The sequence below is a fragment of the Paracoccus sp. UBA5162 genome (assembly GCF_002413585.1).
Lineage (GTDB): Bacteria > Pseudomonadota > Alphaproteobacteria > Rhodobacterales > Rhodobacteraceae > Paracoccus.
Map to the genome: position 1 here is coordinate 84679 of NZ_DHXG01000073.1, position 22705 is coordinate 107383.

General features: G+C 67.5%; 19 protein-coding genes and 1 tRNA gene. 10 read left to right on the forward strand and 10 right to left on the reverse strand.

Annotated elements, in window-relative coordinates:
* Positions 1-280 precede the first annotated feature (280 nt).
* The 3 genes from typA to B4A72_RS11195 form a co-directional block, all read right to left on the reverse strand.
* The gene (typA, locus tag B4A72_RS11185; protein ID WP_292958268.1) at positions 281-2101 is read right to left on the reverse strand and encodes a translational GTPase TypA; all 1821 of its coding nucleotides are present in this window, start codon (positions 2099-2101) and stop codon (positions 281-283) included.
* 337 nt (positions 2102-2438) lie between these two features.
* Positions 2439-3200: a hydroxypyruvate isomerase family protein gene (locus tag B4A72_RS11190; RefSeq protein WP_292958266.1), complete on the reverse strand. Its 762-nt coding sequence runs from the start codon at positions 3198-3200 to the stop codon at positions 2439-2441.
* A gap of 6 nt (positions 3201-3206) precedes the next feature.
* The gene (locus B4A72_RS11195) at positions 3207-3761 is read right to left on the reverse strand and encodes a DUF1285 domain-containing protein (protein WP_292958264.1); all 555 of its coding nucleotides are present in this window, start codon (positions 3759-3761) and stop codon (positions 3207-3209) included.
* Between the two features lie 64 nt (positions 3762-3825).
* Here B4A72_RS11195 and B4A72_RS11200 point away from each other — a divergent pair, with 64 nt between their 5' ends.
* The 8 genes from B4A72_RS11200 (at position 3826) to lpxB (ending at position 13981) form a co-directional block, all read left to right on the forward strand.
* On the forward strand, positions 3826-4833 hold the full coding sequence (locus tag B4A72_RS11200; RefSeq protein WP_292958262.1) for an AAA family ATPase: 1008 nt from the start codon (positions 3826-3828) through the stop codon (positions 4831-4833).
* Between the two features lie 7 nt (positions 4834-4840).
* Positions 4841-5710, forward strand: a complete 870-nt coding sequence (locus tag B4A72_RS11205; protein WP_292958260.1) for a DUF58 domain-containing protein — start codon at positions 4841-4843, stop codon at positions 5708-5710.
* Positions 5710-8487 (forward strand): DUF4159 domain-containing protein, encoded by a 2778-nt coding sequence (locus B4A72_RS11210; protein ID WP_292978593.1) that lies wholly within the window; start codon positions 5710-5712, stop codon positions 8485-8487. The genes B4A72_RS11205 and B4A72_RS11210 overlap by 1 nt, the downstream gene beginning before the upstream one ends.
* Positions 8484-10625, forward strand: a complete 2142-nt coding sequence (locus B4A72_RS11215) for a hypothetical protein (protein ID WP_292958256.1) — start codon at positions 8484-8486, stop codon at positions 10623-10625. Before B4A72_RS11210 ends, B4A72_RS11215 begins: the two co-directional genes overlap by 4 nt.
* 62 nt (positions 10626-10687) lie before the next feature.
* The gene (fabZ, locus tag B4A72_RS11220; RefSeq protein ID WP_292958254.1) at positions 10688-11167 is read left to right on the forward strand and encodes a 3-hydroxyacyl-ACP dehydratase FabZ; all 480 of its coding nucleotides are present in this window, start codon (positions 10688-10690) and stop codon (positions 11165-11167) included.
* Positions 11160-11948, forward strand: a complete 789-nt coding sequence (lpxA, locus tag B4A72_RS11225) for an acyl-ACP--UDP-N-acetylglucosamine O-acyltransferase (RefSeq protein WP_292958252.1) — start codon at positions 11160-11162, stop codon at positions 11946-11948. The genes fabZ and lpxA overlap by 8 nt, the downstream gene beginning before the upstream one ends.
* Complete coding sequence (locus B4A72_RS11230; RefSeq protein WP_292978595.1) at positions 11945-12754, forward strand: LpxI family protein; 810 nt, start codon at positions 11945-11947, stop codon at positions 12752-12754. The genes lpxA and B4A72_RS11230 overlap by 4 nt, the downstream gene beginning before the upstream one ends.
* A gap of 72 nt (positions 12755-12826) precedes the next feature.
* Positions 12827-13981 (forward strand): lipid-A-disaccharide synthase, encoded by a 1155-nt coding sequence (gene lpxB, locus B4A72_RS11235; RefSeq protein WP_292958248.1) that lies wholly within the window; start codon positions 12827-12829, stop codon positions 13979-13981.
* Here the strand turns inward: lpxB and B4A72_RS11240 are convergent.
* From B4A72_RS11240 to tig, 6 genes are all read right to left on the reverse strand, one after another.
* Positions 13965-14312, reverse strand: coding sequence for a RidA family protein (locus tag B4A72_RS11240; protein ID WP_292978597.1), 348 nt, complete (start codon positions 14310-14312; stop codon positions 13965-13967). The two genes, lpxB and B4A72_RS11240, sit on opposite strands and share 17 nt — an antisense overlap.
* A gap of 4 nt (positions 14313-14316) precedes the next feature.
* On the reverse strand, positions 14317-15072 hold the full coding sequence (locus B4A72_RS11245) for a sulfite exporter TauE/SafE family protein (RefSeq protein ID WP_292958244.1): 756 nt from the start codon (positions 15070-15072) through the stop codon (positions 14317-14319).
* Positions 15073-15101: 29 nt separating this feature from the next.
* Positions 15102-15175: transfer RNA gene (locus B4A72_RS11250), tRNA-Gly, on the reverse strand.
* A gap of 43 nt (positions 15176-15218) precedes the next feature.
* On the reverse strand, positions 15219-15641 hold the full coding sequence (locus B4A72_RS11255) for a DUF1489 family protein (RefSeq protein WP_292958242.1): 423 nt from the start codon (positions 15639-15641) through the stop codon (positions 15219-15221).
* A 72-nt stretch (positions 15642-15713) separates the two neighbouring features.
* A complete protein-coding gene (locus tag B4A72_RS11260; RefSeq protein ID WP_292978599.1) occupies positions 15714-16292 on the reverse strand; it encodes an AAA family ATPase in 579 nt (192 codons plus the stop codon).
* A gap of 133 nt (positions 16293-16425) precedes the next feature.
* On the reverse strand, positions 16426-17760 hold the full coding sequence (gene tig / locus B4A72_RS11265; protein WP_292958326.1) for a trigger factor: 1335 nt from the start codon (positions 17758-17760) through the stop codon (positions 16426-16428).
* Positions 17761-17918: 158 nt separating this feature from the next.
* Here tig and B4A72_RS11270 point away from each other — a divergent pair, with 158 nt between their 5' ends.
* On the forward strand, positions 17919-18407 hold the full coding sequence (locus B4A72_RS11270) for a hypothetical protein (protein WP_292958238.1): 489 nt from the start codon (positions 17919-17921) through the stop codon (positions 18405-18407).
* A 39-nt stretch (positions 18408-18446) separates the two neighbouring features.
* On the opposite strand, the gene B4A72_RS11275 is transcribed toward B4A72_RS11270, so the two are convergent.
* Positions 18447-19370: a hypothetical protein gene (locus tag B4A72_RS11275; RefSeq protein ID WP_292958236.1), complete on the reverse strand. Its 924-nt coding sequence runs from the start codon at positions 19368-19370 to the stop codon at positions 18447-18449.
* A 671-nt stretch (positions 19371-20041) separates the two neighbouring features.
* Here B4A72_RS11275 and B4A72_RS11280 point away from each other — a divergent pair.
* A complete protein-coding gene (locus B4A72_RS11280) occupies positions 20042-22579 on the forward strand; it encodes an Rne/Rng family ribonuclease (protein ID WP_292958234.1) in 2538 nt (845 codons plus the stop codon).
* Positions 22580-22705 lie beyond the last annotated feature (126 nt).

Here is a 22705-nt window from a genome sequence, read left to right on the forward strand (position 1 = left end):
AGGGCCGCCCTGATCGAGCGACCGTGAAGACTGGTCCCGTCGGCGATGATCTGATGCTTGCTCATGTCCGCCTCGGCGCGTTCGCGTGATTCAGGGCGCAGGTCGCGGCCCGCACGGAAGACCGCAGCGCAATCGCCCCGAACCGAAAGCCGTGTTGCAGGGAAAACACACAATTCCGGTATGGGCAGGCTAACACGGAAAGGCGGTTCCGCAAACCTTCTAAATAGACAGTTTTACCTAGGGGAAAGCCTGATTCCATGGCGAAATTTCACCGCGATGGTCAGGCCTCCGCACGGGCCTGGCGTTTGCGTTCATGCGGATCCAGATGGCGTTTGCGCAGCCGGATCGTCTTGGGCGTGACCTCGACCAGTTCGTCATCATTGACATAGGCAATGGCCGCTTCCAGCGACAGGCGCACGGGCGGTGTCAGGCGCACGGCCTCGTCGGTGCCCGAGGCGCGGACATTGGTCAGCTTCTTGCCCTTCAACGGGTTCACTTCCAGGTCGTTGTCGCGGCTGTGTTCGCCGATGATCATGCCCTGATAAATCTGTTCCTGCGCGCCGATGAACATCTTGCCGCGATCCTCCAGGTTCCACAGCGCATAGGCCACGGACACGCCGTTCTCCATGCTGATCAGCACGCCTTGACGGCGCCCCTGTATGGCGCCCCTGTAGGGTGTCCAGCCGTGAAAGATGCGGTTCAGCACGCCATTGCCGCGGGTGTCGGTCATGAATTCGCCGTGATAGCCGATCAGCCCGCGCGAGGGAACATGGGCCACGATGCGGGTCTTGCCGAGGCCCGCGGGACGCATGTCGACCATATCGCCCTTGCGGTCCCCGGTCAGCTTCTCGATCACGACGCCGGTGTAGTCGTCCTCGACATCGATGATGACTTCCTCGACCGGTTCCAGGCGTTGGCCGTCTTCCTCGCGGAAGATCACGCGGGGGCGGCTGATCGACAATTCGAACCCTTCGCGACGCATGTTCTCGATCAGGACGCCCATCTGCAATTCGCCACGCCCCGAGACCACGAAAGCCTCGCCGCCGGGCGTGTCCTCGACCTTGATCGCGACATTCGATTCGGCCTCTTTCATCAGCCGCTCGCGGATGACGCGAGATTGCACCTTGCTGCCGTCGCGGCCGGCCAGCGGGCTGTCGTTGATACCGAAGGTAACGCTGATCGTGGGCGGGTCGATCGGCTGCGAGGGCAGGGCGGTCTCGACCTCGGGGGCGCAGATGGTGTCGGCCACCGTGGCCTTGGCCATTCCGGCCAGCGTCACGATGTCGCCGGCCCGTGCCTCGTCCACGGATTGCTGGGTCAGGCCGCGGAAGGCCAGCACCTTGCTGATGCGGAATTGTTCGATCCGCGCGCCGTCGCGCGCCAGTGCCTTCACCGTATCGCCAGCCCTGGCGTGACCGGCCTCGACCCGGCCGGTCAGCAATCGTCCCAAAAAGTTGTCGGCCCCGAGCGTCGTGGCCAGCATCTGGAAGGGCTCGTCGGTGCGGCTTATTTGCTTCGGCGGCTCGACATGACGCAGGATCAGGTCGAACAGGGCGGTCATGTCCTTGCGCGGACCGTCCAGCGTCTCGTCGCACCAGCCGCCGATGCCCGAGGCGTAGAGATGCGGAAAATCCAGTTGTTCATCCGAGGCGCCGAGATTGGCGAACAGGTCGAAGACATCGTTCAGCGCGTCATCGGGTTCGGCGGCGGGCTTGTCCACCTTGTTCAGCACGACGATCGGGCGCAGTCCAAGCGCCAGCGCCTTGGATGTCACGAACTTGGTCTGTGGCATCGGGCCCTCGGCGGCATCGACCAGCAGGCAGACGCCGTCGACCATGGACAGGATCCGTTCGACCTCGCCGCCGAAATCGGCATGGCCCGGCGTGTCCACGATATTGATGCGGGTGCCCTTCCATTCGACGCTGGTCGCCTTGGCCAGGATCGTGATCCCGCGTTCGCGTTCGATATCGTTGCTGTCCATCGCCCGCTCGGCGACGGTCTGGTTCTCGCGGAAGGCGCCCGATTGCCTCAGGAGCTGATCGACCAGCGTTGTCTTGCCGTGGTCGACATGGGCGATGATGGCGATGTTGCGAATGTCCATGCGTGGGGCCTTCCGGTTTGCGCCGCTGCCCTATCGCGGCAGGCCCGGAAAGGCCAGCGGAAATCGCCCTGTCTGGAAGGGGGGCGACTGCCCCGCAGCCGGCCCTCCGGGCGGCTGCCATGCGCAGCCGCCCGACGCCTCAGCGCAGGCCGAGGAAGGACAGGATGAACAGGACGACCACGACAAGGCCGACGATATAGATGATAGAATTCATGAAGCTTCTCCCTTCGTTTTCCGCTTGCGCGGACGCACCGTCGCGGCCGTCCGTCGCATGTCGTGCTGCCGAAAGAACGGCAACGCTTGTATCAAGTTCCCATGGCGCCACGAAAAATCGCGGTCATGGCGTTCGGGCGGGCAGCCAGCCCAGGCCCGCGGCGGTCTGCCGGACGGGGTCGTATTCGGCGCTGACCCAGCCCCGGTATCCCGATCGGTCGAGCATTTCGAAGAACGCGGGATAGTCGATCCCGCCGGTATCGGGCTCGTGGCGTCCGGGACAACCCGCGATCTGCACATGGCGCACCAGCGATGCGACGGGGGCCCAGGCCGCCAGCGCGTCGCCGGTGATCTTCTGGGCGTGATAGGCATCGAATTGCAGGCCCAGATTCGTCGCGCCCAGCCGTTCGATGATCGCGGCGGCCTTGTCGTAGTCCGACAGGTAATAGCCCGGCATGTCCTCGTGGTTGATCGGCTCGATCGTCAGGCTGGCATGAGGCGCGCGCGCGGCCGCCCATGCCAGATTGTCAAGGAAGGCTGCGTCGGCGCGGGCGCCCTCGGCCTTGCCGGCCATGATGTGGATGTGGCGCGCGCGCAGCGATTCGGCGACGCGCAGGGCGCGCACGAAATCGTGGCGGAAACGGTCTTCCATGCCAGGCTGGGCGGCGAAGCCGCGCGGACCGCCGGCCCAGTTCGGCGGCGGGCAGTTGATCAGCACGATCTCCAGCCCCGCCCTGATCGCCGCGCGCGACAGATCGCTGACGGCGATATCATAGGGAAACAGGATCTCGGCACCCTCGAATCCCGCCGCAGCGGCGGCGGCAAAGCGCTGCTGAAGCGGAAGTTCCGTGAACAGCATGGTCAGGTTGGCGGCGAAGCGCGGCATGGGGTCCTAGGGCTCCAGCGGGAAGAATTGCCCGGCCGAGCGGACGCCCGCGCGTCCGTCCCCGTCCCCGGTGACATCGGCTGCCGCTGCCAGACGGTAGAAGGTCTTGCGGTCGATCAGCGCCTCCAGACCGGCGCGGACATGAACATAGGGTCGCGGCTCGGCCGTCGTGCCGCGGATCACGATCGGGTGCTCGGCATCGGCCGTCACCAGATCGCCGACATTGGTGGTGAAGATGATCCGGTCCGGCGCGATCTCGGCATCGACGGCGATGAATGGCGCGTCCTCGACACGGATTCCGACCTTTTCGACCGGAGTCACCAGGAAAAAGCTGTCGCCCTCGCGTTTCAGCACGGTCGAGAACAGCCTCACCATGGCCGGTCGCCCGATCGGGGTGCCTTCATAGAACCACACGCCATCGGCGCGGATTTCCATGTCCAGATCGCCGCAGAACGGCGGATTCCACAGATGAACCGGCGGCAGTCCGCCTTTCTTCGCGGCCTTGCCGGCGGCTTCGGCGATGCCCGCCGCACTCACGCTTTTGTCACCCCGATCCGGCATTCGTTATGGTCGCCTCCGCCCGATTTCCCTATGCTCGGGTGTAAAGCAGCGGAAGGGCATTGTCATGGCTTCGGATGAAATTCTGGTGCAGGAGGTTCAGACCCTGGGTGCGCGGCTTGCCGATGCGCGCGCCAGCATCGAAGGCCGCTTCGTCGGTCAGCACCATGTGGTGGAGCAGGTTCTCGCGGCGATCCTGTCGGGCGGTCATGCGCTGCTGGTCGGCCAGCCGGGACTGGGCAAGACGATGCTGGTCGATACGCTGTCCACGGTGCTGGGGCTGGACAGCCAGCGCATCCAGTTCACCCCCGACCTGATGCCGGCCGATATCCTCGGCTCCGAGGTGCTGGACGTGCTGACCGATGGCAGCCGTGCCTTCCGCTTTATCGAAGGACCGGTCTTCACCCAGCTTCTGATGGCCGATGAAATCAACCGCGCCAGCCCGCGCACCCAATCCGCGCTGCTGCAGGCGATGCAGGAACGCGAGGTGACGGTCAGCGGCCGGCATCGTCCGCTGGGGCGCCCCTTCCATGTCCTCGCCACCCAGAACCCGATCGAACAAGAGGGAACCTATCCACTGCCCGAGGCGCAACTGGACCGCTTCCTGCTGCAGATCGACGTCGATTATCCCGACCGCGACACCGAACGCGGCATCCTGCTGGCGACGACCGGCATTGCCGAGGGCGCGGCCCATGCGGCATTCGACGCGCAGGGGCTGATCGCCGCGCAACGCCTGATCCGGCAGATGCCGGTGGGCGAGGCCGTGGTGGAAGCGATCCTCGATCTGGTGCGCGCCTTCCGACCCGGTGCCGACGAGGCCGCGCCCTTCGTGGCCGACACCCTGGTCTGGGGCCCCGGTCCCAGGGCCGCGCAGGCGCTGATGCTGGTCACGCGGGCGCGCGCAGTTCTGAACGGCCGGTTCGCGCCCACGCTGGAGGATGTCGAGGCGATGGCCCCGCCGGTTCTGCGGCATCGGATGGCGCTGTCCTTCGCTGCCCGCGCGCGTGGCGAGACCACCGACGCGGTGATCGCCCGCCTGCTGGATCAGCGTTTCGGCAGCCGTCAGGCGGCATGAGGCGGTCTTGACGCGCAGTCCCGCCGAACTTCGATCCCGCGCCGAGCAAGCCGGCGCCCATCTGCCCGGCCTGATCCTGTCGGCCGAGCGGCTGGCCGCGATGGTCGCGCCGGGCGCGCATGGCCTGCGCCGGGCCGGTCCGGGCGAGGATTTCTGGCAATACCGCCCGGCCAGCAGCGGCGATACTGCACGCAGCATCGACTGGCGGCGCTCGGCCCGTTCGGATTCGCAATTCGTGCGCGACCGCGAGGCGCAGACGGCGCAGGCGGTCGGGCTGTGGGTCTCGGCGGGGCAGGGGATGGGCTATTCCGGCGCGGTCGATCGGCCGACCAAGGGATACCGCGCCCAGGTAATGGCGCTTGCGCTGGCGATGATCCTGCTGCGCGGGGGCGAGAAGGTCGGGATGCTGGGCCAGCCGGCGCGCGCCGGCCGCGTTCAGGCCGAACGACTGGCCGAGGCGATGGCCATCACGCAGACCGCCCGCGACGACGCCGACGCGCCTGCGCCCGAAAGCCTGCGCCCCGCGCAGCGGCTGGTGATCCTGTCGGATTTCCTGACCGATCCGGACTGGGTCCGTGCGCTGCTGGCACGCGCATCCGGGATCGGCGTGCGCGGCGTTCTGATGCAGGTTCTGGACCCGGACGAGGAGAACTTTCCCTATTCCGGTGCAGTGGTCTTCCGGTCCCTGTCGGGCGCGACGCGCCATGACAGCCGCGACGCGGGTGGGCTGCGCGAGGCCTATCTGGCGCGGCTGGCCCAGCGGCGCGACTGGTTGCGCGAACAGGCCCGGGGCGCGGGCTGGCATTTCGGCCATCACGCGACCGGCCACGCCCCGGCCCACGCGCTGAGCTGGCTCTATCAGGTTCTGGGGGGCTGATGCTGATCCTCGGGCCCTTGGGATTCGCGGCGCCATGGGTGCTGGGCGCGCTGGTCGCGCTGCCGGTCCTGTGGCTGATCCTGCGCGCGATGCCACCGGCGCCGCGTCTGGTGGCCTTTCCCGGCGTGGCGCTGCTGCGCGGGCTGATCGACCGCTCGCCCGTGGCGCAGCGGACGCCGTGGTGGCTGCTGCTGATCCGGCTTGCGGCGGTCGCGGCGCTGATCCTGGCCTTCGCCGGGCCGGTCTGGAAGCCGGTGCTGCGCAGCGATGCGGATGGCCCGCTGCTGGTGGTGATGGATGCAGGCTGGGCCGCCGCGCCGGGCTGGGCCGGCCGGCAGGCCCGCGCCGAACGGGCCCTGACCGAAGCCGCCGGCCAGGGCCGCCCCGCCGCGCTGCTGCTGGCGGATGGCCGGACCGGTTCCGGTGCCCTGGTCTTCGCCCCCGCCGACCGGCTCCTGGCCGGTCTGCGCGCGTCGGGGCCTGTTTCCTGGGACACGGCGCTGCCCGACGATCCTGACGTGGCGCTGGCGGATGTGCCGGACGGGCTGCTTTCGACGCTGTGGATCAGCGACGGGCTGGACCATCCGAACCGCGCCGCCTGGCTGGCCGCCCTGGCCGATCGCGGGCCGGTGACGGTGGTGCCGCCGACGCGCGCGCTGACCGCGCTTGGCCTTGGCGGCGGCGATCGGCCCGCCCTGACGCTTTACGCCAGGGGCGTTGCCGCGCCCCAGATCCTGGCCATCGGGCCCGATCCGCAGGGGATCGAGCGCGAGCTGGCCCGACTGACCCCCGGCGATGTCACGCGCTCCGAGGGCGTTCTGACCCGCCCCGTCGCCATCGATCTGCCGCCGGAATTGCGCAACCGCGTGACCCGGTTCCAGATCGAAGGCGAAAGCCATGCCGGCGCGGTCGTCCTGGCCGATGACCGGGTTCGGCGCCGCAAGGTCGGGCTGGTGGGCGACGCCGCCGATCAGGCCGAGGGGCAGCGGCTTCTGTCGCCGCTGTATTACCTGCGCCGGGCGCTGGCGCCGACGACCGATCTGGTCGAGGGGGGGCTGGGCGATGTGCTGGACGCCGCCCCCGATGTGATCATCGTCGCCGATCAGGTCGAGATGGCCGAATCCGGAGAACTGGCGCAATGGGTCGATGCGGGCGGCTTGCTGATCCGCTTTGCCGGGCCGCGCATGGCCGCCTATGATGGTCTGGTGGACGAACCGCTGCTGCCGGTCACCCTGCGGCAGGGCGGCCGCGATATCGGCGGCGCGCTGAGTTGGGGCGACCCGCGCGGGTTGGCCCCCTTCGCCACCGATGGCATCTTCGCCGGCCTGACCGCGCCCGGTGACGTGACGGTGCGGGCGCAGTTGATGGCGCAGCCCGCGCCGGACCTGTCCGACCGCACCATCGCCGCCCTGTCGGACGAGACGCCGCTGGTCACGCGCGCGCGTGTCGGGCAGGGCCAGATCGTCCTGTTCCATGTCACCGCAAACGCCGAATGGTCCAGCCTGCCGCTGTCGGGGCTGTTCGTCGAGATGCTGAACCGGCTGGTCGCCACTGCCCGCGTCAGCCCGGCCGAGGAACAGGCCGAGGATCGCGAACAAGCCTTCTGGACGCCGCAGATCGTGCTTGACGGCTTCGGCCGCGCCGCGCCCGCCGAGGATCTGTCGCCCATCGCCGCCGGCGACATGGCCGGGGGACCGGCGCCCGGCCGCCCGGCCGGCATCTACGCGGCCGGCGATCGCAGCAGGGCGCTGAACGCGGGTGGCGACTTCACCCTTGCCACATGGCCCGGTGCCACGGTCGAGGCCGCGGCCGAACTGCCGGGACGGGATCTGAAGGGCTGGCTGCTGGCGGCCGCCGCGCTGCTGCTGGCTCTGGACGCGATCGGTTCGGCCTTCGTTGCGCGCGGCACGCGCGCGCGCGCCATGCCGGCGGCGGCGATCCTTCTGGCAGTGCTTCTGGCGCTGCCCGGCGGGCAGGCGCGGGCACAACAGGACCAGCCTGACCCCGATCTGGTTCGCGCCGCCAACGAGGTGGCGCTGGCCTATGTCGTGACCGGCGATCAGGAACTGGACCAGACCTCTTACGAGGGGCTGACCGGTCTGTCGCTGGCCCTGCGTCAGCGCACCTCGGTCGAGCCGGGCGAGCCCGTGGCGATCGACCTCGACACGGACGACCTGTCGGTGCTGACCTTCCTCTACTGGCCGATCAGCGCGGGGCAGACCCCGCCCTCGCCGCAGGCCTATCTGCGACTGAACCATTACCTGCGCTCGGGCGGGATGATCCTGTTCGATACCCGCGACGGCGACGTGGCGGGCCTCGGCGGGCCCGATCTGGGCCAGACCCTGCGCAATCTGGCCGCGCCGCTGGAGATCCCGCCCCTGGCGCCGATCCCCGAAGATCACGTCCTGACCCGCAGTTTCTATATCCTCGAGGATTTTCCCGGCCGCTGGCAGGGCAACCCGGTCTGGGTCGAAGCGCCGCCCGCCGGGGCCGAGGCCGCCGAGGGCGTGCCGTTCCGGCAACTGAACGATGGCGTCAGCCCGGTGGTCATCGGCGGCAATTCCTGGGCCGAGGCCTGGGCGGTCGACGGGAACGGCTATCCGGTCTTTCCCGTCGGGCGCGGCTGGGAGGGGGAACGCCGGCGCGAGATGGCCTATCGTTTCGGCATCAACCTGATCATGTATGTGCTGACCGGGAACTACAAATCCGATCAGGTCCATGTTCCCGCGCTTCTGGACCGGCTGCGCGGGGTTGATCCCGGAAGGCTGCTGCCATGACCGAATTGCGCTTCGATCCGCTGATGCCCTGGTGGGTGATCGGCGCGCTGGCGGGGCTGGCGCTGCTGATCGCGGGCTTCGCGCTGTGGCGCGGCCTGCGCGGCTGGGCCTGGCGCGGATTGGCCGGTCTGGCCGCCGCGCTGGCGCTGGCGGGGCCGGCGCTGGAGATCGGCAGCCGTGCGGGCCTGTCGGATATCGTGGTGCTGCTGGACGACCGTTCGGCCAGCCAGAGCCTGCCGGAACGCGGCGATCAGACCGATGCCGCGGTAACCGAGCTGACGCGCCGGATCGAGGCGCTGCCCAATACCGAGTTGCGCCGCGTCACCGTCGGCGACAGCGAGGACGGCACCCTGCTTGCGACCGAGATGGCCCGCGCCGTCGCGGCCGAGCCGGCAAGCCGCCTGGCCGGTGTCATCGCCGTGACCGACGGCCGGATCCACGATGCGCCGATGCTGCCGCAATCCGTGCCCGCCCCGGTCCATGTCCTGCGGACCGGGCGGCCGCAGGACTGGGATCGCAGGCTGGTGATCGAAGAGGCGCCGGCCTTCGGTCTCATCGACCAGCAGGTCACGATCCGCCTGAGGATCGAGGATCAGGGCGCGGTCCCCGATAGCGTCGCCGGAGGTTCTGCCAATCTGCGCATCAGCGTCGATGGCGAGGATGAACAGACCTTCGCCGTGCCCGTGGGACAATCGCTGGAACTGCCGCTGACCCTGACCCATGCCGGCCAGAACGTGGTCCAGATCGGCTTTGACGCGCCCGACCCCGGCGGCGCGGGGCCGGAACTGACCGACCGCAACAACAGCGCCGCGATCAGCATCAACGGCGTGCGCGACCGGCTGCGGGTGTTGCTGGTCTCGGGCGAGCCCCATGCCGGGGAACGGACCTGGCGCAATCTGCTGAAATCGGACGCGGCGGTCGATCTGATCCATTTCACCATCCTGCGCCCTCCCGACAAGTCGGACGGCGTGCCGGTCGACGAACTGTCCCTGATCGCCTTTCCGACGCGCGAATTGTTCCTGCAGCGGATCGACGATTTCGACCTGATCATCTTCGACCGCTACCGGGTGCGGGGCATCCTGCCGCCCTCCTATTTCGACAATATCGCCCGCTATGTCGAAAATGGCGGCGCGGTGCTGGTTGCGGCGGGGCCGGAAATGGCCAGCGTCGAAAGCCTGAACCTGTCGCCGATGGGCCGGATCCTGCCCGCCCGCCCCACCGGCCGGATCATCAATCAGGCGTTCCGCCCGCAACTGACCGAGGCCGGGCGCCGCCACCCGGTCACATCGGGTCTGCCCGATGCGCCCGACGAGAACGGCGCGGGCGGCTGGGGCCGCTGGCTGCGCATGGCCGAGGTGACGCCCGACCCCGACGCTCAGGTCGCGATGACCGGTCCGGATGGCGCACCGCTTCTGATCCTGAACCGGGTCGGCAAGGGGCGGGTGGCGCTGCTGAGTTCGGATCAGGTCTGGCTCTGGAGCCGCGGTTTCGAGGGCGGCGGGCCGCAGCTGGAATTGCTGCGCCGCATCGCGCATTGGTCGATGAAGGAACCGGAGCTGGAGGAAGAGGCGCTGCTGGCCGAAGTTTCGGGCGGTCTGGACGTGCGCTTCACCCGCCGCACGATGCAGGACAAGGCCGGCCCGCTGATCGTGACCCGGCCGGATGGCCAGACCGAAGAGGTTCCGTTGACCCAGGCCGGGCCGGGCCGCTTCAGCGCCGACTGGACCGCGCCCGAGCCGGGGCTCTACCGTCTGCAGGACGGTGATCTGCGCCGGGTGCTGGCACTTGGCCCCGCCGCGCCGCGCGAATTCGAACAGACCGTTGCCAGCACCGACCAGCTGGCGCCGCTGGTCGAGGCCTCGGGCGGCGGCGTCGTCGCGCTGTCCGACGGCGTGCCCGATCTCAGAACGGTCGCGCCGGGCCGGACGGCCCATGGCCGGGGCGTGGCCCGTGACTGGATTGCCATCACCCCGCGCGATGCGGCGACGGTCACCGGCCTCGAACGGCGGCCCTTGCTGCCCGGCTGGGCGTGGCTGGCGCTGATCGCGGGGCTCATCTTGCCGGGCTGGCTGGCCGAGGGCCGCAGGACCGGCAAGGCGGCGCCTGTAACGGGCAATCCGGCCGCCGGCCAGGGCTGACGCGCTTGCCAAGGCCGGGCGGCGTTGCTAACCGGTCACAAATCCTCCGGAGGAAGACCAGCATGGCCGCCGCCCCGCGCAACCCAGCCCCCCATACCGAGGCCGATCTTTCGCTGATCAAGCGGATCATCCCGCACCGCTATCCGTTCCTGTTCATCGACAAGGTGCGCGACATCGTGGCCTTCGAAAGCGCAATCGGCGTCAAGAACGTGACCTGCAACGAGCCGCATTTCCAGGGCCATTTTCCCAGCCAGCCGATCATGCCCGGCGTCACCATCGTCGAGGCGATGGCGCAGACCTCGGCCGTGGTGGTTGGCATCAGCCTCGACGTCATCGACAAGCCGCTGCTGACCTATTTCATGGGGATCGACAATTGCAAGTTCCGCCGCATGGTGGTGCCGGGCGACGTGCTGGAACTGCATTGCACCGTCACCCGCGCCGGCGGCCGGATCTGGAAATTCCACGGCGAGGCCAGGGTCGATGGCCAGCTGGCGGCCGAGGCCGATTTCACCGCCATGATGGACCTGAAGGCCGATGGCTGAGACAGCGATCCACCCCACGGCCGTGATCGAGCCCGGGGCAGAGATCGGCACCGGGGTCAGGATCGGCCCCTTCTGCGTCGTGGGCTCCCAGGTGCGGCTGGCCGACCGGGTGGAACTGCGGTCCCATGTCGTCGTGACCGGTGACACCGCGATCGGCGACGAAACGGTGATCTTTCCCTTCGCCTCGATCGGCGAGGTGCCGCAGGATCTGAAATACCGCGGCGAGAAGGTGCGCCTGAAGATCGGCGCCCGCAATCGCATCCGCGAATATGTTACTATGAATCCCGGCACCGAGGGCGGCGGCGGCGTCACCCGCATCGGCGATGACGGGCTGTTCATGGCCGGCGCGCATGTCGCCCATGATTGCCGGATCGGAGACCGGGTGATCCTGGTGAACAACGCCTCGGTCGCGGGCCATTGCGTGCTGGAGGATGACGTGATCGTCGGCGGCCTGTCGGGCGTGCATCAATTCGTCCGCATTGGCCGCGGCGCGATGATCGGGGCGGTCACGATGGTCACGGCGGACGTGATTCCCTTCGGTCTGGTCCAGGGACCGCGCGGCCATCTGGACGGGCTGAACCTCATCGGGCTGAAACGCCGCGGCGTCAGCCGCGCCGAGATCGCCGCGCTGCGCAGCCTGCTGGCCGATCTGGGACGCGGTGCTTTTCGCGACAGTGCGCGGACGCGCGCGGAAGGCACGGTTTCGGCGATGGAGCGCGAGGTGCTGGATTTCATCCTCGGACCCTCGGACCGTTCGTTTCTGGCGCCGCGCCCGGCATGAGCCGCACCGCCGTCATCGCCGGTCAGGGTGGGCTTGCCCCGGCCGTCATCGCCGCGCTGGACGATCCGCTGGTCTATGCGCTGGACGGTTTCGCGCCGCCCGTGCCCGCGACCCCGTTTCGGCTGGAACGGCTGGTTCCCTTTCTCGACCGCCTGATTGAACACGGTGTGGACCGGGTGATCTTCGCGGGTGCCGTCCGCCGCCCCCGGCTGGATCCCGAGGCTTTCGATCCGCGCACGGCGCAATTGGTCCCGCGCATCCTGACCGCGCTGCAATCGGGCGACGACGCGGCCCTGCGCATGGTGCTGGATATCTTCGAGGAACACGGCCTGACCATCTGCGGCGTCGACCAGATCGCCCCGGATCTGGTGCCGGAGGCGGGGATCCTGACCGGCGCCCCGACCGATTCCGACCGCCGCGACGCCGCCCGCGCGGCCCGGATCCTGTCGCATATGGGCGACCTGGATCTGGGGCAGGGCGCGGTGGTGGCGCAAGGATTGTGCATGGCGCTGGAAACCCAGCCGGGCACGGCAGCCATGCTTGACTTCGCCGCCCGCCACACCGGACTGCGCCCCGACCCGACCGGCGCCAAAGGCGTCTTCTACAAGGCTCCGAAACCCGGGCAGGATCGGCGCGTCGATCTGCCGACGATCGGCCCCGACAGCGTCGATCAGGCTGCGGCAGCGGATCTTGCCGGCATCGCGTGGCAGGCGGGCGGCGTCATCCTGCTGGATCGCCAGCAGACGGTGCAGCGCGCCAGGGCTGCGGGGCTGTTTCTGTGGGCACGGCCGCAAGAGGGTATTTGATCAACGAAGAAGGGCTGGTTTCTTCTTCGTTGCCCCAATACCCATGGGCAAGGCAGCAACCGTAGGAGCCGCATGACGTTCTTCCTGATCGCGGGCGAGACCTCGGGCGACCAACTGGGCGCGGCCCTGATGGCCGGGATGCGCCAGTTGCGGCCCGATGTGGCCTTTACCGGCATCGGCGGGCCGCAGATGATGGCGCAAGGCATGGACAGCCTGTTTCCGATGGACGAGCTGTCATTGATGGGAATCTGGGAGGTGCTGCCGAAATTTCGTCATCTGAAGCGCCGCATCGCCCAGGCTGCCGAGGCCGTGATCGCGGCGGCCCCCGAGGCGCTGATCACCATCGACAGCCCGGATTTCTGTCTGCGGGTCGCGCGTGCGGTTCGCGCCGCGCGGCCCGATCTGCGCACGATCCACTATGTCGCGCCCTCGGTCTGGGCCTGGCGCCCAGGCCGGGCGCTGAAGATGGCCGAGGTGATCGACCATGTTCTGGCGATCCTGCCCTTCGAGCCGCCGCTGATGCGGGCTGCCGGAATGCGCTGCGATTTCGTCGGCCACCCCATCGCCACCGCCGAAGTGGCGGGTCCGGACCAGGCGGCGCTGTTCCGCGAGACCCATGCCATCGCGCCCGAGGCGCCCGTTGTCCTGTGCCTGCCGGGGTCGCGCCGATCCGAAGTGTCGCGGCTGGCGCGGCGTTTTGACGAGGCGCTGCTGCGCCTGCGCGACCGGCTGCCCGAAATCCGCATCGTCCTGCCGACCGTGCCGGGCGTCGCGGATATGGTGCATGAAATGACACGGCGCTGGCCCACGGCGCCGATCGTGCTGGAGGATCCCGTGGAAAAGCGCGCGGCCTTCGCGGCCGCCGATCTGGCCTTGGCGGCCTCGGGGACGGTCAGCCTGGAACTGGCGGCGAACCGGATTCCGATGGTCATCGGCTACGACATGGCCCCGCTGAGCCGCCTGGTCGTGGGGATGCTTCTGCGCACCGATACGGTCACGCTGGTCAATCTGGTCAGCGACACCCGCGCCGTGCCCGAATTCCTGGGCAAGGCCTGCCAACCCGGCGCCATCGCCCAGGCGCTTCAGGATGCGCTGGAAGACAGCACCGCGCGCAAGGCCCAACTGGACGCGATGGATCTGGCCATGGACCGGCTGGGCAAGGGCGGCGAGGCGCCGGGACTGCGCGCGGCACGCTCGGTCCTTGGTTCGGTTACAGAACCGCGGTGACGATGATCTCGACCTTGTAATCGGGTGTCGCCAGTTTCGATTCGCCGGTCGCGCGGGCCGGGGCGTGGCCAGGCGCGACCCAGCCGTCCCAGACCTCGTTCATGGCGGCGAAATCGGCCATGTCGGCCAGCCAGATCTGGGCCGAGACGATCCGGCTTTTGTCCGTGCCGGCCTTCTTCAGCAGCGAGTCGACCTGGGCCAGGATCGCGCGGGTCTGTTCGGCGGCGGGCCTGCCCGGCTGGGCCACCTGGCCTGCCAGCCAGACCATTCCATTCGCCACGACCGCCTGGCTCATCCGCTGGCCGGCTTCGATACGCCTGATGTCGCTCATGTCTTCATGCTCCTTTTGCGAGACGCCAGAAAAAGATCGCGGTCATCCCGAAACCGACCACGGCGATCAATGCGCGCAGCGGCCCGCGCGGGATGCGCCGCGCTATCGGGGCCCCGGCATAGCCGCCGATGATGGTTCCCGCCGACATGATCGCGGCCGGAATCCACACGATCTTGCCACCAACCGCGAAGATGGCGAAGGCGATGATCGCCAGCGCCGCGCTGAGCCAGCTTTTCAGACCGTTCATCTGGTGCAGATCGCGCATTCCCCACATCGAGAAGACCGCAAGCATGATGATCCCCAGGCCGCCGTTGAAATAGCCGCCATAGATCGACATGGGAAGAAGCGTGCCCAGCCCGAAGGGCATCACCACCGATTGCCAGCGGGAAGCATGGCGGCGGATCGGTTCGGACCAGTAGAACACGATGGTCGCGATCAGCAGCAGGAAGGGGACCAGCAGCGCGAAGGCCTTGTTCGAACTGACCAGCAGCAGGACACTGCCGGCGCCGCCGCCGATCATCGTCCACAGGGTCAGCTTGATCAGCGGCACGCCGTCGATCGCGCGGATGTCGCGGCGAAAGCCCAGCGTCGCCGCGACATAGCCGGGCAGGGCCGCGACCGTGCTGGTGGCATTGGCGACGACGGGCGGGACGCCCGTGAAGACCAGCGCGGGAAAGGTGATGAAGGTGCCGCCGCCGGCAACCGCATTCAGGACGCCACCCAGCACCCCGGCGAGAAAGGTCAGGGTGACTTCGAGCATCCGGCGGCCTTGTCAATCACAATGCTGTGTGGAGCGGGTGAAGGGAATCGAACCCTCGTCGTAAGCTTGGGAAGCTTCTGCTCTGCCATTGAGCTACACCCGCGTGGCGTTTCGATTAGCCGTTGGTCGCGGCGCCGTCAAGGCTGTCAGACCAGCCCGACGGCCGCGAGGGCCGCGGCGATGTCGGGCGGCAGCGGATCCTCGGATGCGCGGTCGGCAGGCAGATCGGCAGGGGCCTCGTCGCCCTTCAGATAGCGCCAGCCCTGGAACGGGCGGCGCGGCACGGCGGCGACGCGCACCAGATCGCGGTCCAGCACCAGCGCGCAGCGGCGGATGCCGTCCTGGCCCAGCCTTTCGTCCAGCCGCAAAAGCCGCTGGCGGGCCAGCATGACGCCCTTGAACACCCAGTAAATCGAGCCTCCGTCCAGCAGTTCCGCCTCGCGTCTGGGCCACATGCGGGTGACGTGAATGGCCGGCGCCTCGTGGAAACGCTGCTTCTGCCAGTGCAGCAGATCCTCGGGGCCGTCGGCGCCGACGCAGAGTTTCATCAGGTTGAGCGGGGCTGGCATCTCCGCAAGATAGGTGGGCCGAAGACGCGCCGCAAGCGGACCGGTCCTGTCCGTTGGCCAAAGCGGGCGACGTCAGGCACTGCCGATCGCGGGTGACGAATCTTGCCGGCTGGCAAGATGCGCCAGGACGAAATCCGCCCGCGCCTCGACATCGGTTCCTGGCAGGACGATGGTATCGTATCCAAGCCGCCCGAAAGCATCGGCCAGGCGGTGATACTCATCGATGGCGTCCTGCATGTCGTGCCGCCGCGCGTCATCTGTCCGGTAGATTTCCGGCCAGGGCGGGGTCAGAAAAACCTGCTGGTGAAAACGCCCCCGCCCGCCGAGCGTCTCGCCAAGCGGTGTCCCAGCCGCGTGTTCCAGCGCGACGGCCGCATCGATCAGCCCGCGATCGAAAAAGAGCCAGCCGGTGACGCCACGCAGACCCCGCCGGTCCTCAAGCGCCATCTCGATAGCCCTGCGCGCGAAGGCTTCCGGATCGACCCAGGGAAGCGCGCTGCCATGGCCGGGCTTCTCTTGGGCGACGATCCGTCTGCCGGGCTCGGGCACGACGGGGAATCCCCGCCGTGCCAGTTCGGCGAGAAGCGTCGATTTTCCGCCGCCCGAACAGCCTGAAAGGATGACGTGCCGGCCAAGATTGTCGCGTGGCATCGGGTCTTCCTTGGCCGCGAGATGCAGTTCAGGTTCAAGAATGGCGTCGTCTCTCAGAGCCGCGGCCGATGGCGCGACAGCAAAAAGCCGCGACATCGGCCGCGGCTTTCAGGATTCGTTCATCACAAGCGGATCAGAGCTCGTCCAGCGCCTCGACGGCCTTTTCCAGTTCCTGCTTGCTGATTTTCTTTTCCTCGACCTGCGCCTTTTCGGCGATGTGATCGACAACCTTGTCCTCGAAGATCGGGGCGCGCAACTGCTGCTGCATGTTCTGGTTCTGCTGCACGAATTCGAAGAAGGCCCGTTCCTGACCCGGATATTGACGCGCCGCCTGCAAGACGGCCTGGGTCATTTCCTGATCGGTCACGCTGACTTCGGCCTTCTGCCCGATCTCGGCCAGAAGCAGGCCCAGACGCACCCGGCGCTCGGCCAGTTTCCGGTGCTCGTCTGTGGGCTCGATGGCGCCGTGATCGTGGCCTTGCTCCTCGGGATGTTCTTCGTGCCACAATTGGTGAGCGATCTGGTTGGCCTCGGCCTCGACCAGCGATTCCGGCAGCTCGAATTTGACCTGATCGTCCAGCTGATCCAGCAGAGACCGCTTCATCACCGCGCGGGCGGCACCGGCATATTCGGTTTCCAGCCGTTCCGAGATCTGCTTTTTCAGGCCGTCCAGATCCTCGGCGCCGAATTTCTTGGCCAGTTCGTCGTCGATCTCGGCGGCTTTCGGCGCCTTGACCGCCTTCACCTTGCATTCGAAGGTCGCTTCCTTGCCGGCCAGATGCTTGGCCCCGTATTCCTGCGGGAAGGTGACCTTCACCGTGACATCCTCATCGACCTTGGCGCCGACCAGTTGTTCTTCGAAGCCCGGAATGAAGCTGTTCGAGCCCAGGACCAACGGGTAATCCGCGGCCTCTCCGCCCTCGAACGCCTCGCCATCGACAAAGCCCTTGAAGTCGATCACGACCTGATCGCCGTCCTTGGCCTTGCTGCCCTTGCGGCGGTCGTCGAAATCCTGGGCCGATTTCGCCAGGTTCTCCAGCGCCTCGTTCACTGCTTCTTCCTCGGCCGGGACGCTCAGCTTTTCCAGCTTCAGCCCGGTCATGTCGATTTCGGGGATGGCGGGCAGGGTTTCGTAGCTGACATTGACAACCACATCGTCGCCTTCCTTCCAGTTCTCGCCGTTCTCCATCTCGACGGCGGGCTGGGCGGCGGGGCGATCGCCGGTTTCCTCCAGATGCTTGCGCAGGGCGCCATCGATGGCCTCCTGCATGGCGTCGCCAAGGATGCGCGGGCCGAATTGCTTCTTCAGCATCGCCATCGGCACCTTGCCCTTGCGAAAGCCCTTCATCTCGATCTCGGGCTGCGCCTCTTTCAGCTTGGCATCGACCGTCGCGGCCAGGTCGGCGGCGGGCAGGGTGAACTGGTAGCCCCGCTTCAGACCTTCGTTCCGGGTTTCCTTGACCTGCATCATCGTCCTCATATCCAGAAGGGCCGCCAGAAGCAGGGCGACCTGAAAATTTCCGCCCTTCTAGTCGTGGGGGCGGGGGTCTGCAAGCAGATTGCGGAACCGCCGGCGCCCAAGCGCGTTCCCAATCCACGCCCTGGAACGCGAACGGGATCAACCTCATGGATCATCCTCGAAAGACCGGCGGATTGGCCGCCCTGGCCCTGGCTCTGGCATTGCCGGTTGCAGGCTGGTCGCAAGATGCAGCCCCCGCGCCCGAAGACGGCCAGCCGCGCGCTGCCGGAACTGCGGCGAGCGGTGCGCAGCCGGAGGGGAACGGGACCGGCGGAAATCTTGCCACGACCGGCACCGCTGCCAAATCCGCCAGCCGCGAATGCGACAACGCAGCCGGCAAGGCAGTGCCAGCGACCCAGCCGCAACCGGACGATGACGGCATGTCTCCGGCCAATTCCGGCAGCACCGGTTGGAGCGGGGGAACCGGCGGTTCGCAGATCGGCACCAATGCTCAGGGTGGGCTGCCGGGATCGAAGACCTGGCACGCGCCGACCGCGCGCGGACTGGATCTTTCCGGACGGCCTGAACCGGCCGACCTGCCTCAGGACGGGCCGAAACCCGAAGCAGCCGATCTGGCGGGACTGCCCGATTGCTGAGATAAAGGCGGCGGGACCGGCCCTGCCGGAATTTTTCTGTCAGCCGGCGTGCAGCCTGACATCCGCCTTTGCGGCTGCGGCGCCCATCTGGCCGGGCCGGGACAAAAGCCGCGACCAGCGCGGCTCGATTCGTCCGGGAAGGCGCGCGTGCAGCAGCCCCATCGGCAGCGCCCATGGCTGGAACAGGGCGGTCCGGTAGAAATCGAACAATCCGCGCCGCAGATAGGGCGTCCAGTGGGACAATCGGCGCGGATGACGTTCGGTCGGAAATCCAAGGCGTTCCAGCGCCGCAAGCGTTTCGCCCTCGTCGATCTGCATATCGACCCAGTTCCGCGTCGGCCGGTTCAGCCCGAAACCCAAAGCCTGCCTGCGGCCCAGCGACAGCCATTGTTCCAGCGCGAAGTCGAAAAGGTCGTTCTCGCGCGAGGTGATGTTGATCACTTCGGCCTGCCGACCGGCGGCCGAGGCCAGGGCCCGCGCGGCTTCGTCGCGAAATTCGGCTCCGGTCAGAAGGATCATCCGCCCGATCGTGCCGCAAACCGCCTCGCGCAGGGCGGTCAGCGCGACGCGCGCGCCCAGGGAATGGCTGATGACGGCCACAGGCCGACCCGAGGCATGCGCCAGCCGGTCTACCAGCCCCGACAGCGACCGCCCGGCAAGGCCCGCCCGGCGATAGGCCCCGCGCAGGGTGCCCCGCGCTTCCCAGCCAAAGGCGATGGCCAGTCCGTCCTGGGGATGGACGCCGCCGAATCCCAGAGCCCGCGGCCAGGATGTCGCCCGCCGCTGCCGCGGATCGGGATCGAGCGACAGGATGTGACGATGGGGATCATGGGCCGGCTGCGAGGGCGAATAGCGGTAGCCGTGGATCATCACGACAATGGGCGCCTCGGCGGGCAGGTCGGCGGCGACCTGCCACAAATGCTGCGGCAGAGCGTGATCGGCATTGATCCTGACGACGGGCATCCCGACCTCCCCAATGGCCTCATCTGGCGCTGTGGTAGATCGAGGGTGCGACGGTCGCGTGAAAGAAGTGTTAAGCCTGCGTGAAGATGCGTTGCGCTTTTTAGGCGGTTTTTGTCGCTCGAAATCAGATTACTGCGGAACGTCGCGGAAACTGTCATCGGTCAGCGGCAGCGCATCACTTGTCCGTTGGCCAAGGCGGCGCCTGACCGGTGGCGATACGGCGCGCAATCCGGCCGGAAACCGCCATCCTTGTGCCTAGGCCGTTTTCCCCATTGAATTTTCCCCGGCTGACCCTCTATGTTGCGTATATACGCCAAGCGGCCTCAATCGCAGGTTGCATGGCGCAAACAGTTTCGCAGCGCGGCACCTCTGGCCCCGACCTTTGGCGGGCGGCATGTGCCACGCGGAAAAACCCGCCCTTGGCAGCGAAGACCTCGCGACCGGGGCGATACCAGACAGCGGTTCGGCGGGCCTTGGCCAACCGGACCATCATCAAGGAACAGACGCGATGACGCGCGCAGGGGACGGACGAACAGACGGGGGGCGGGCCATGGGCCGGGCCGCCCGACTGGTCGTGGCACCCGCCGCGCCCGTGTCCCCATCACAACGCAGCCTGACTTCCGGGGCGCCACTGGCGCCGCCCGGCGCAGTGCTGCGCGAAAGACATGACAATGGCAAAGAAAATGCTGATCGACGCAACCCATGCCGAAGAGACTCGGGTGGTCGTTGTCGACGGAACCAAGGTCGAGGAATTTGATTTCGAGACCGTAAACAGACGGCAGATTTCGGGAAACATCTATCTGGCAAAGGTCACGCGGGTCGAACCCTCGCTGCAGGCGGCGTTTGTCGATTACGGCGGCAATCGCCACGGCTTCCTGGCCTTCGCAGAGATCCATCCCGATTATTACCAGATCCCCGCCGCCGACCGCGATGCACTGCTGGCCGAGGAACGCGCCCATGCCGAGGCGCAAGAGGCCGAAGAGGCTTCGCGGGGCGGAAAAAGCCGCAAATCCGCAAAGGCCGAGAAGGCCGAAAATGGTGACGAGATCGTCGCGGAGGATTCCCGGTCCGACGGTGAAGAGGCCGGCGCATCGGATGCGGTCGACAAGGATGACAGCATTGAATCGGTGGCCGATGAGGATGTCAGCGAGGAAATCCGCGTCTCCAAGAAGCCGCGTTCGCGCCGCTACAAGATCCAGGAGGTGATCAAGGTCCGCCAGATCATGCTGGTCCAGGTGGTCAAGGAAGAACGCGGCAACAAGGGCGCGGCGCTGACCACCTATCTGTCGCTGGCGGGCCGCTATTGCGTCCTGATGCCCAACACCGCCCGCGGCGGCGGCATCAGCCGCAAGATCACCAACGCGGCCGATCGCAAGAAGCTGAAGGATATTGCCGGCGAACTTGACGTGCCGAAGGGCGCGGGCCTGATCATCCGCACGGCGGGCAGCCAGCGCACCCGGACCGAGATCAAGCGCGACTACGAATACCTGTTGCGGCTGTGGGAACAGATCCGCGAGGTGACGTTCAAGTCCGTGGCCCCCGCGCCGATCTACGAGGAAGGCGACCTGATCAAGCGCACGATCCGCGATCTTTATTCCAAGGAGATCGACGAGGTGCTGGTCGAGGGCGAGCGTGGCTATCGCGTGGCCAAGGACTTCATGAAGATGATCATGCCGTCCCATGCCAGGAACGTGAAGCTTTATAGCGACCAGATGCCGCTTTATGCGCGCCATCAGGTCGAAAGCTATCTGGGCGGCATGTTCAACCCCGTGGTGCAGTTGAAATCGGGCGGCTACATCGTCATTGGCGTGACCGAGGCGCTGGTCGCCATCGACGTGAACTCGGGTCGGGCGACCAAGGAGGGCTCGATCGAGGAGACGGCGCTGAAGACCAATCTGGAAGCCGCCGAGGAGGTCGCCCGCCAGCTGCGCCTGCGCGATCTGGCCGGCCTGATCGTGATCGACTTCATCGACATGGAAGAGCGCAAGAACAATGCCTCGGTCGAGAAGCGGATGAAGGACCGGCTGAAATCGGATCGCGCGCGCATCCAGATCGGCCGCATTTCGGGTTTCGGCCTGATGGAAATGAGCCGCCAGCGCCTGCGTCCGGGGATGCTGGAAAGCACGACCCAACCCTGCGCGCATTGCCACGGCACCGGCCTGATCCGCAGCGACGACAGTCTTGCCCTGACCATCCTGCGGGCGATCGAGGAGGAAGGCACGCGCAAGCGGTCCCGCGAGGTGCTGGTCAAGGCGCCGGTTGCGGTGGCGAATTTCCTGATCAACGCCAAGCGTGAACATATCGCCGTGATCGAGGGGCGCTATGGTCTTTCGGTGCGGATCGAGGCCGATCCGGCGCTGATCTCGCCCGATTACGCGATCGAGAAGTTCAAGACTGCCACGCGCCTGGTGGCCGAACTGCCTCATGCTGCGCTGTCGGTCGATGCCACCCTGATGGCGCAGATCGATGACGAGGAGGACGAGGTCGAGGTCGAGGAACAGGCCGAATACCGGGCGCAGACCGCCCCGGATGCCGCGTCGCAGACCGCCCCGGATGCCGAGGGCGAGGACGAGGACGACGAGGGCGGCCGCTCGCGCAAGCGCCGGCGGCGCCGGCGGCGGAAATCCTCGTCCCATGCGGATGAGGCGGGACGGAGCGCCGACAGTGACAGCGACAGCGACGAGATCGCAGGCCGCCAACCGTCGGAAAACGAAGCCGCCGATACCGGGCAGCCACGACCTGACGGGCAGCGTGACGGCCAGCCTGAGACCGGCGACAGCGACGAAGCGGTCGCAGGCAAGCCCGCCTCGCGGGGCCGCCGATCGCGTTCGCGGGGCCGCAAGGCGGACGACGCCGCAGGCGCATCCCAGGCCAAAGGCCTGCCCGAAGTCGTGGATCTGCGCGATCATGCCGAAGAAACCCTGGCCGAGGGCCTGCCCGGCCCGGATGCCGCGCAGGAAGCTGTGACGGCCGAACCGTCCGAGGCTCCCAGGACCGCAGATTCTGCAGTCCCGGAAATCCCTGCCGAAGCGCCACCGGCGCCGGTGCAGCCCCAGACGACACCGCCCGCCCAGACGGCCGAGGATGGGGCGGCCGAGACGACCGGGCCCGACCAGCCGGTCGAAACCCGAGAGCCCGAGTTGGCCGAGACCGCAGGCTCTGACACTACGCGGCGCAAGCGCCGCGGCTGGTGGTCGCTGGGACGCTGATACCGAAAAAGGGCGCGGTTCGATCCTGACGCATTCCGCGTGGTGGGAGGCCCACCCGCAAGCATAGTTCGATGAGATAAGGCCGTGCCAAAGATGCACGCGGCCTTATCCAAACGTTGCGCATCG

What these genes read in the sequence shown, in the direction of transcription:
- typA (WP_292958268.1), bottom strand. Translation starts at nt 2,101, where the DNA reads ATGGACATTCGCAACATCGCCATCATCGCCCATGTCGACCACGGCAAG.
- B4A72_RS11190 (WP_292958266.1), bottom strand. Translation starts at nt 3,200, where the DNA reads ATGCCGCGCTTCGCCGCCAACCTGACCATGCTGTTCACGGAACTTCCG.
- B4A72_RS11195 (WP_292958264.1), bottom strand. Translation starts at nt 3,761, where the DNA reads ATGCCGGATCGGGGTGACAAAAGCGTGAGTGCGGCGGGCATCGCCGAA.
- B4A72_RS11200 (WP_292958262.1), top strand. Translation starts at nt 3,826, where the DNA reads ATGGCTTCGGATGAAATTCTGGTGCAGGAGGTTCAGACCCTGGGTGCG.
- B4A72_RS11210 (WP_292978593.1), top strand. Translation starts at nt 5,710, where the DNA reads ATGCTGATCCTCGGGCCCTTGGGATTCGCGGCGCCATGGGTGCTGGGC.
- B4A72_RS11215 (WP_292958256.1), top strand. Translation starts at nt 8,484, where the DNA reads ATGACCGAATTGCGCTTCGATCCGCTGATGCCCTGGTGGGTGATCGGC.
- fabZ (WP_292958254.1), top strand. Translation starts at nt 10,688, where the DNA reads ATGGCCGCCGCCCCGCGCAACCCAGCCCCCCATACCGAGGCCGATCTT.
- lpxA (WP_292958252.1), top strand. Translation starts at nt 11,160, where the DNA reads ATGGCTGAGACAGCGATCCACCCCACGGCCGTGATCGAGCCCGGGGCA.
- B4A72_RS11230 (WP_292978595.1), top strand. Translation starts at nt 11,945, where the DNA reads ATGAGCCGCACCGCCGTCATCGCCGGTCAGGGTGGGCTTGCCCCGGCC.
- lpxB (WP_292958248.1), top strand. Translation starts at nt 12,827, where the DNA reads ATGACGTTCTTCCTGATCGCGGGCGAGACCTCGGGCGACCAACTGGGC.
- B4A72_RS11240 (WP_292978597.1), bottom strand. Translation starts at nt 14,312, where the DNA reads ATGAGCGACATCAGGCGTATCGAAGCCGGCCAGCGGATGAGCCAGGCG.
- B4A72_RS11245 (WP_292958244.1), bottom strand. Translation starts at nt 15,072, where the DNA reads ATGCTCGAAGTCACCCTGACCTTTCTCGCCGGGGTGCTGGGTGGCGTC.
- B4A72_RS11255 (WP_292958242.1), bottom strand. Translation starts at nt 15,641, where the DNA reads ATGCCAGCCCCGCTCAACCTGATGAAACTCTGCGTCGGCGCCGACGGC.
- B4A72_RS11260 (WP_292978599.1), bottom strand. Translation starts at nt 16,292, where the DNA reads ATGCCACGCGACAATCTTGGCCGGCACGTCATCCTTTCAGGCTGTTCG.
- tig (WP_292958326.1), bottom strand. Translation starts at nt 17,760, where the DNA reads ATGCAGGTCAAGGAAACCCGGAACGAAGGTCTGAAGCGGGGCTACCAG.
- B4A72_RS11270 (WP_292958238.1), top strand. Translation starts at nt 17,919, where the DNA reads ATGGATCATCCTCGAAAGACCGGCGGATTGGCCGCCCTGGCCCTGGCT.
- B4A72_RS11275 (WP_292958236.1), bottom strand. Translation starts at nt 19,370, where the DNA reads ATGCCCGTCGTCAGGATCAATGCCGATCACGCTCTGCCGCAGCATTTG.
- B4A72_RS11280 (WP_292958234.1), top strand. Translation starts at nt 20,042, where the DNA reads ATGGCAAAGAAAATGCTGATCGACGCAACCCATGCCGAAGAGACTCGG.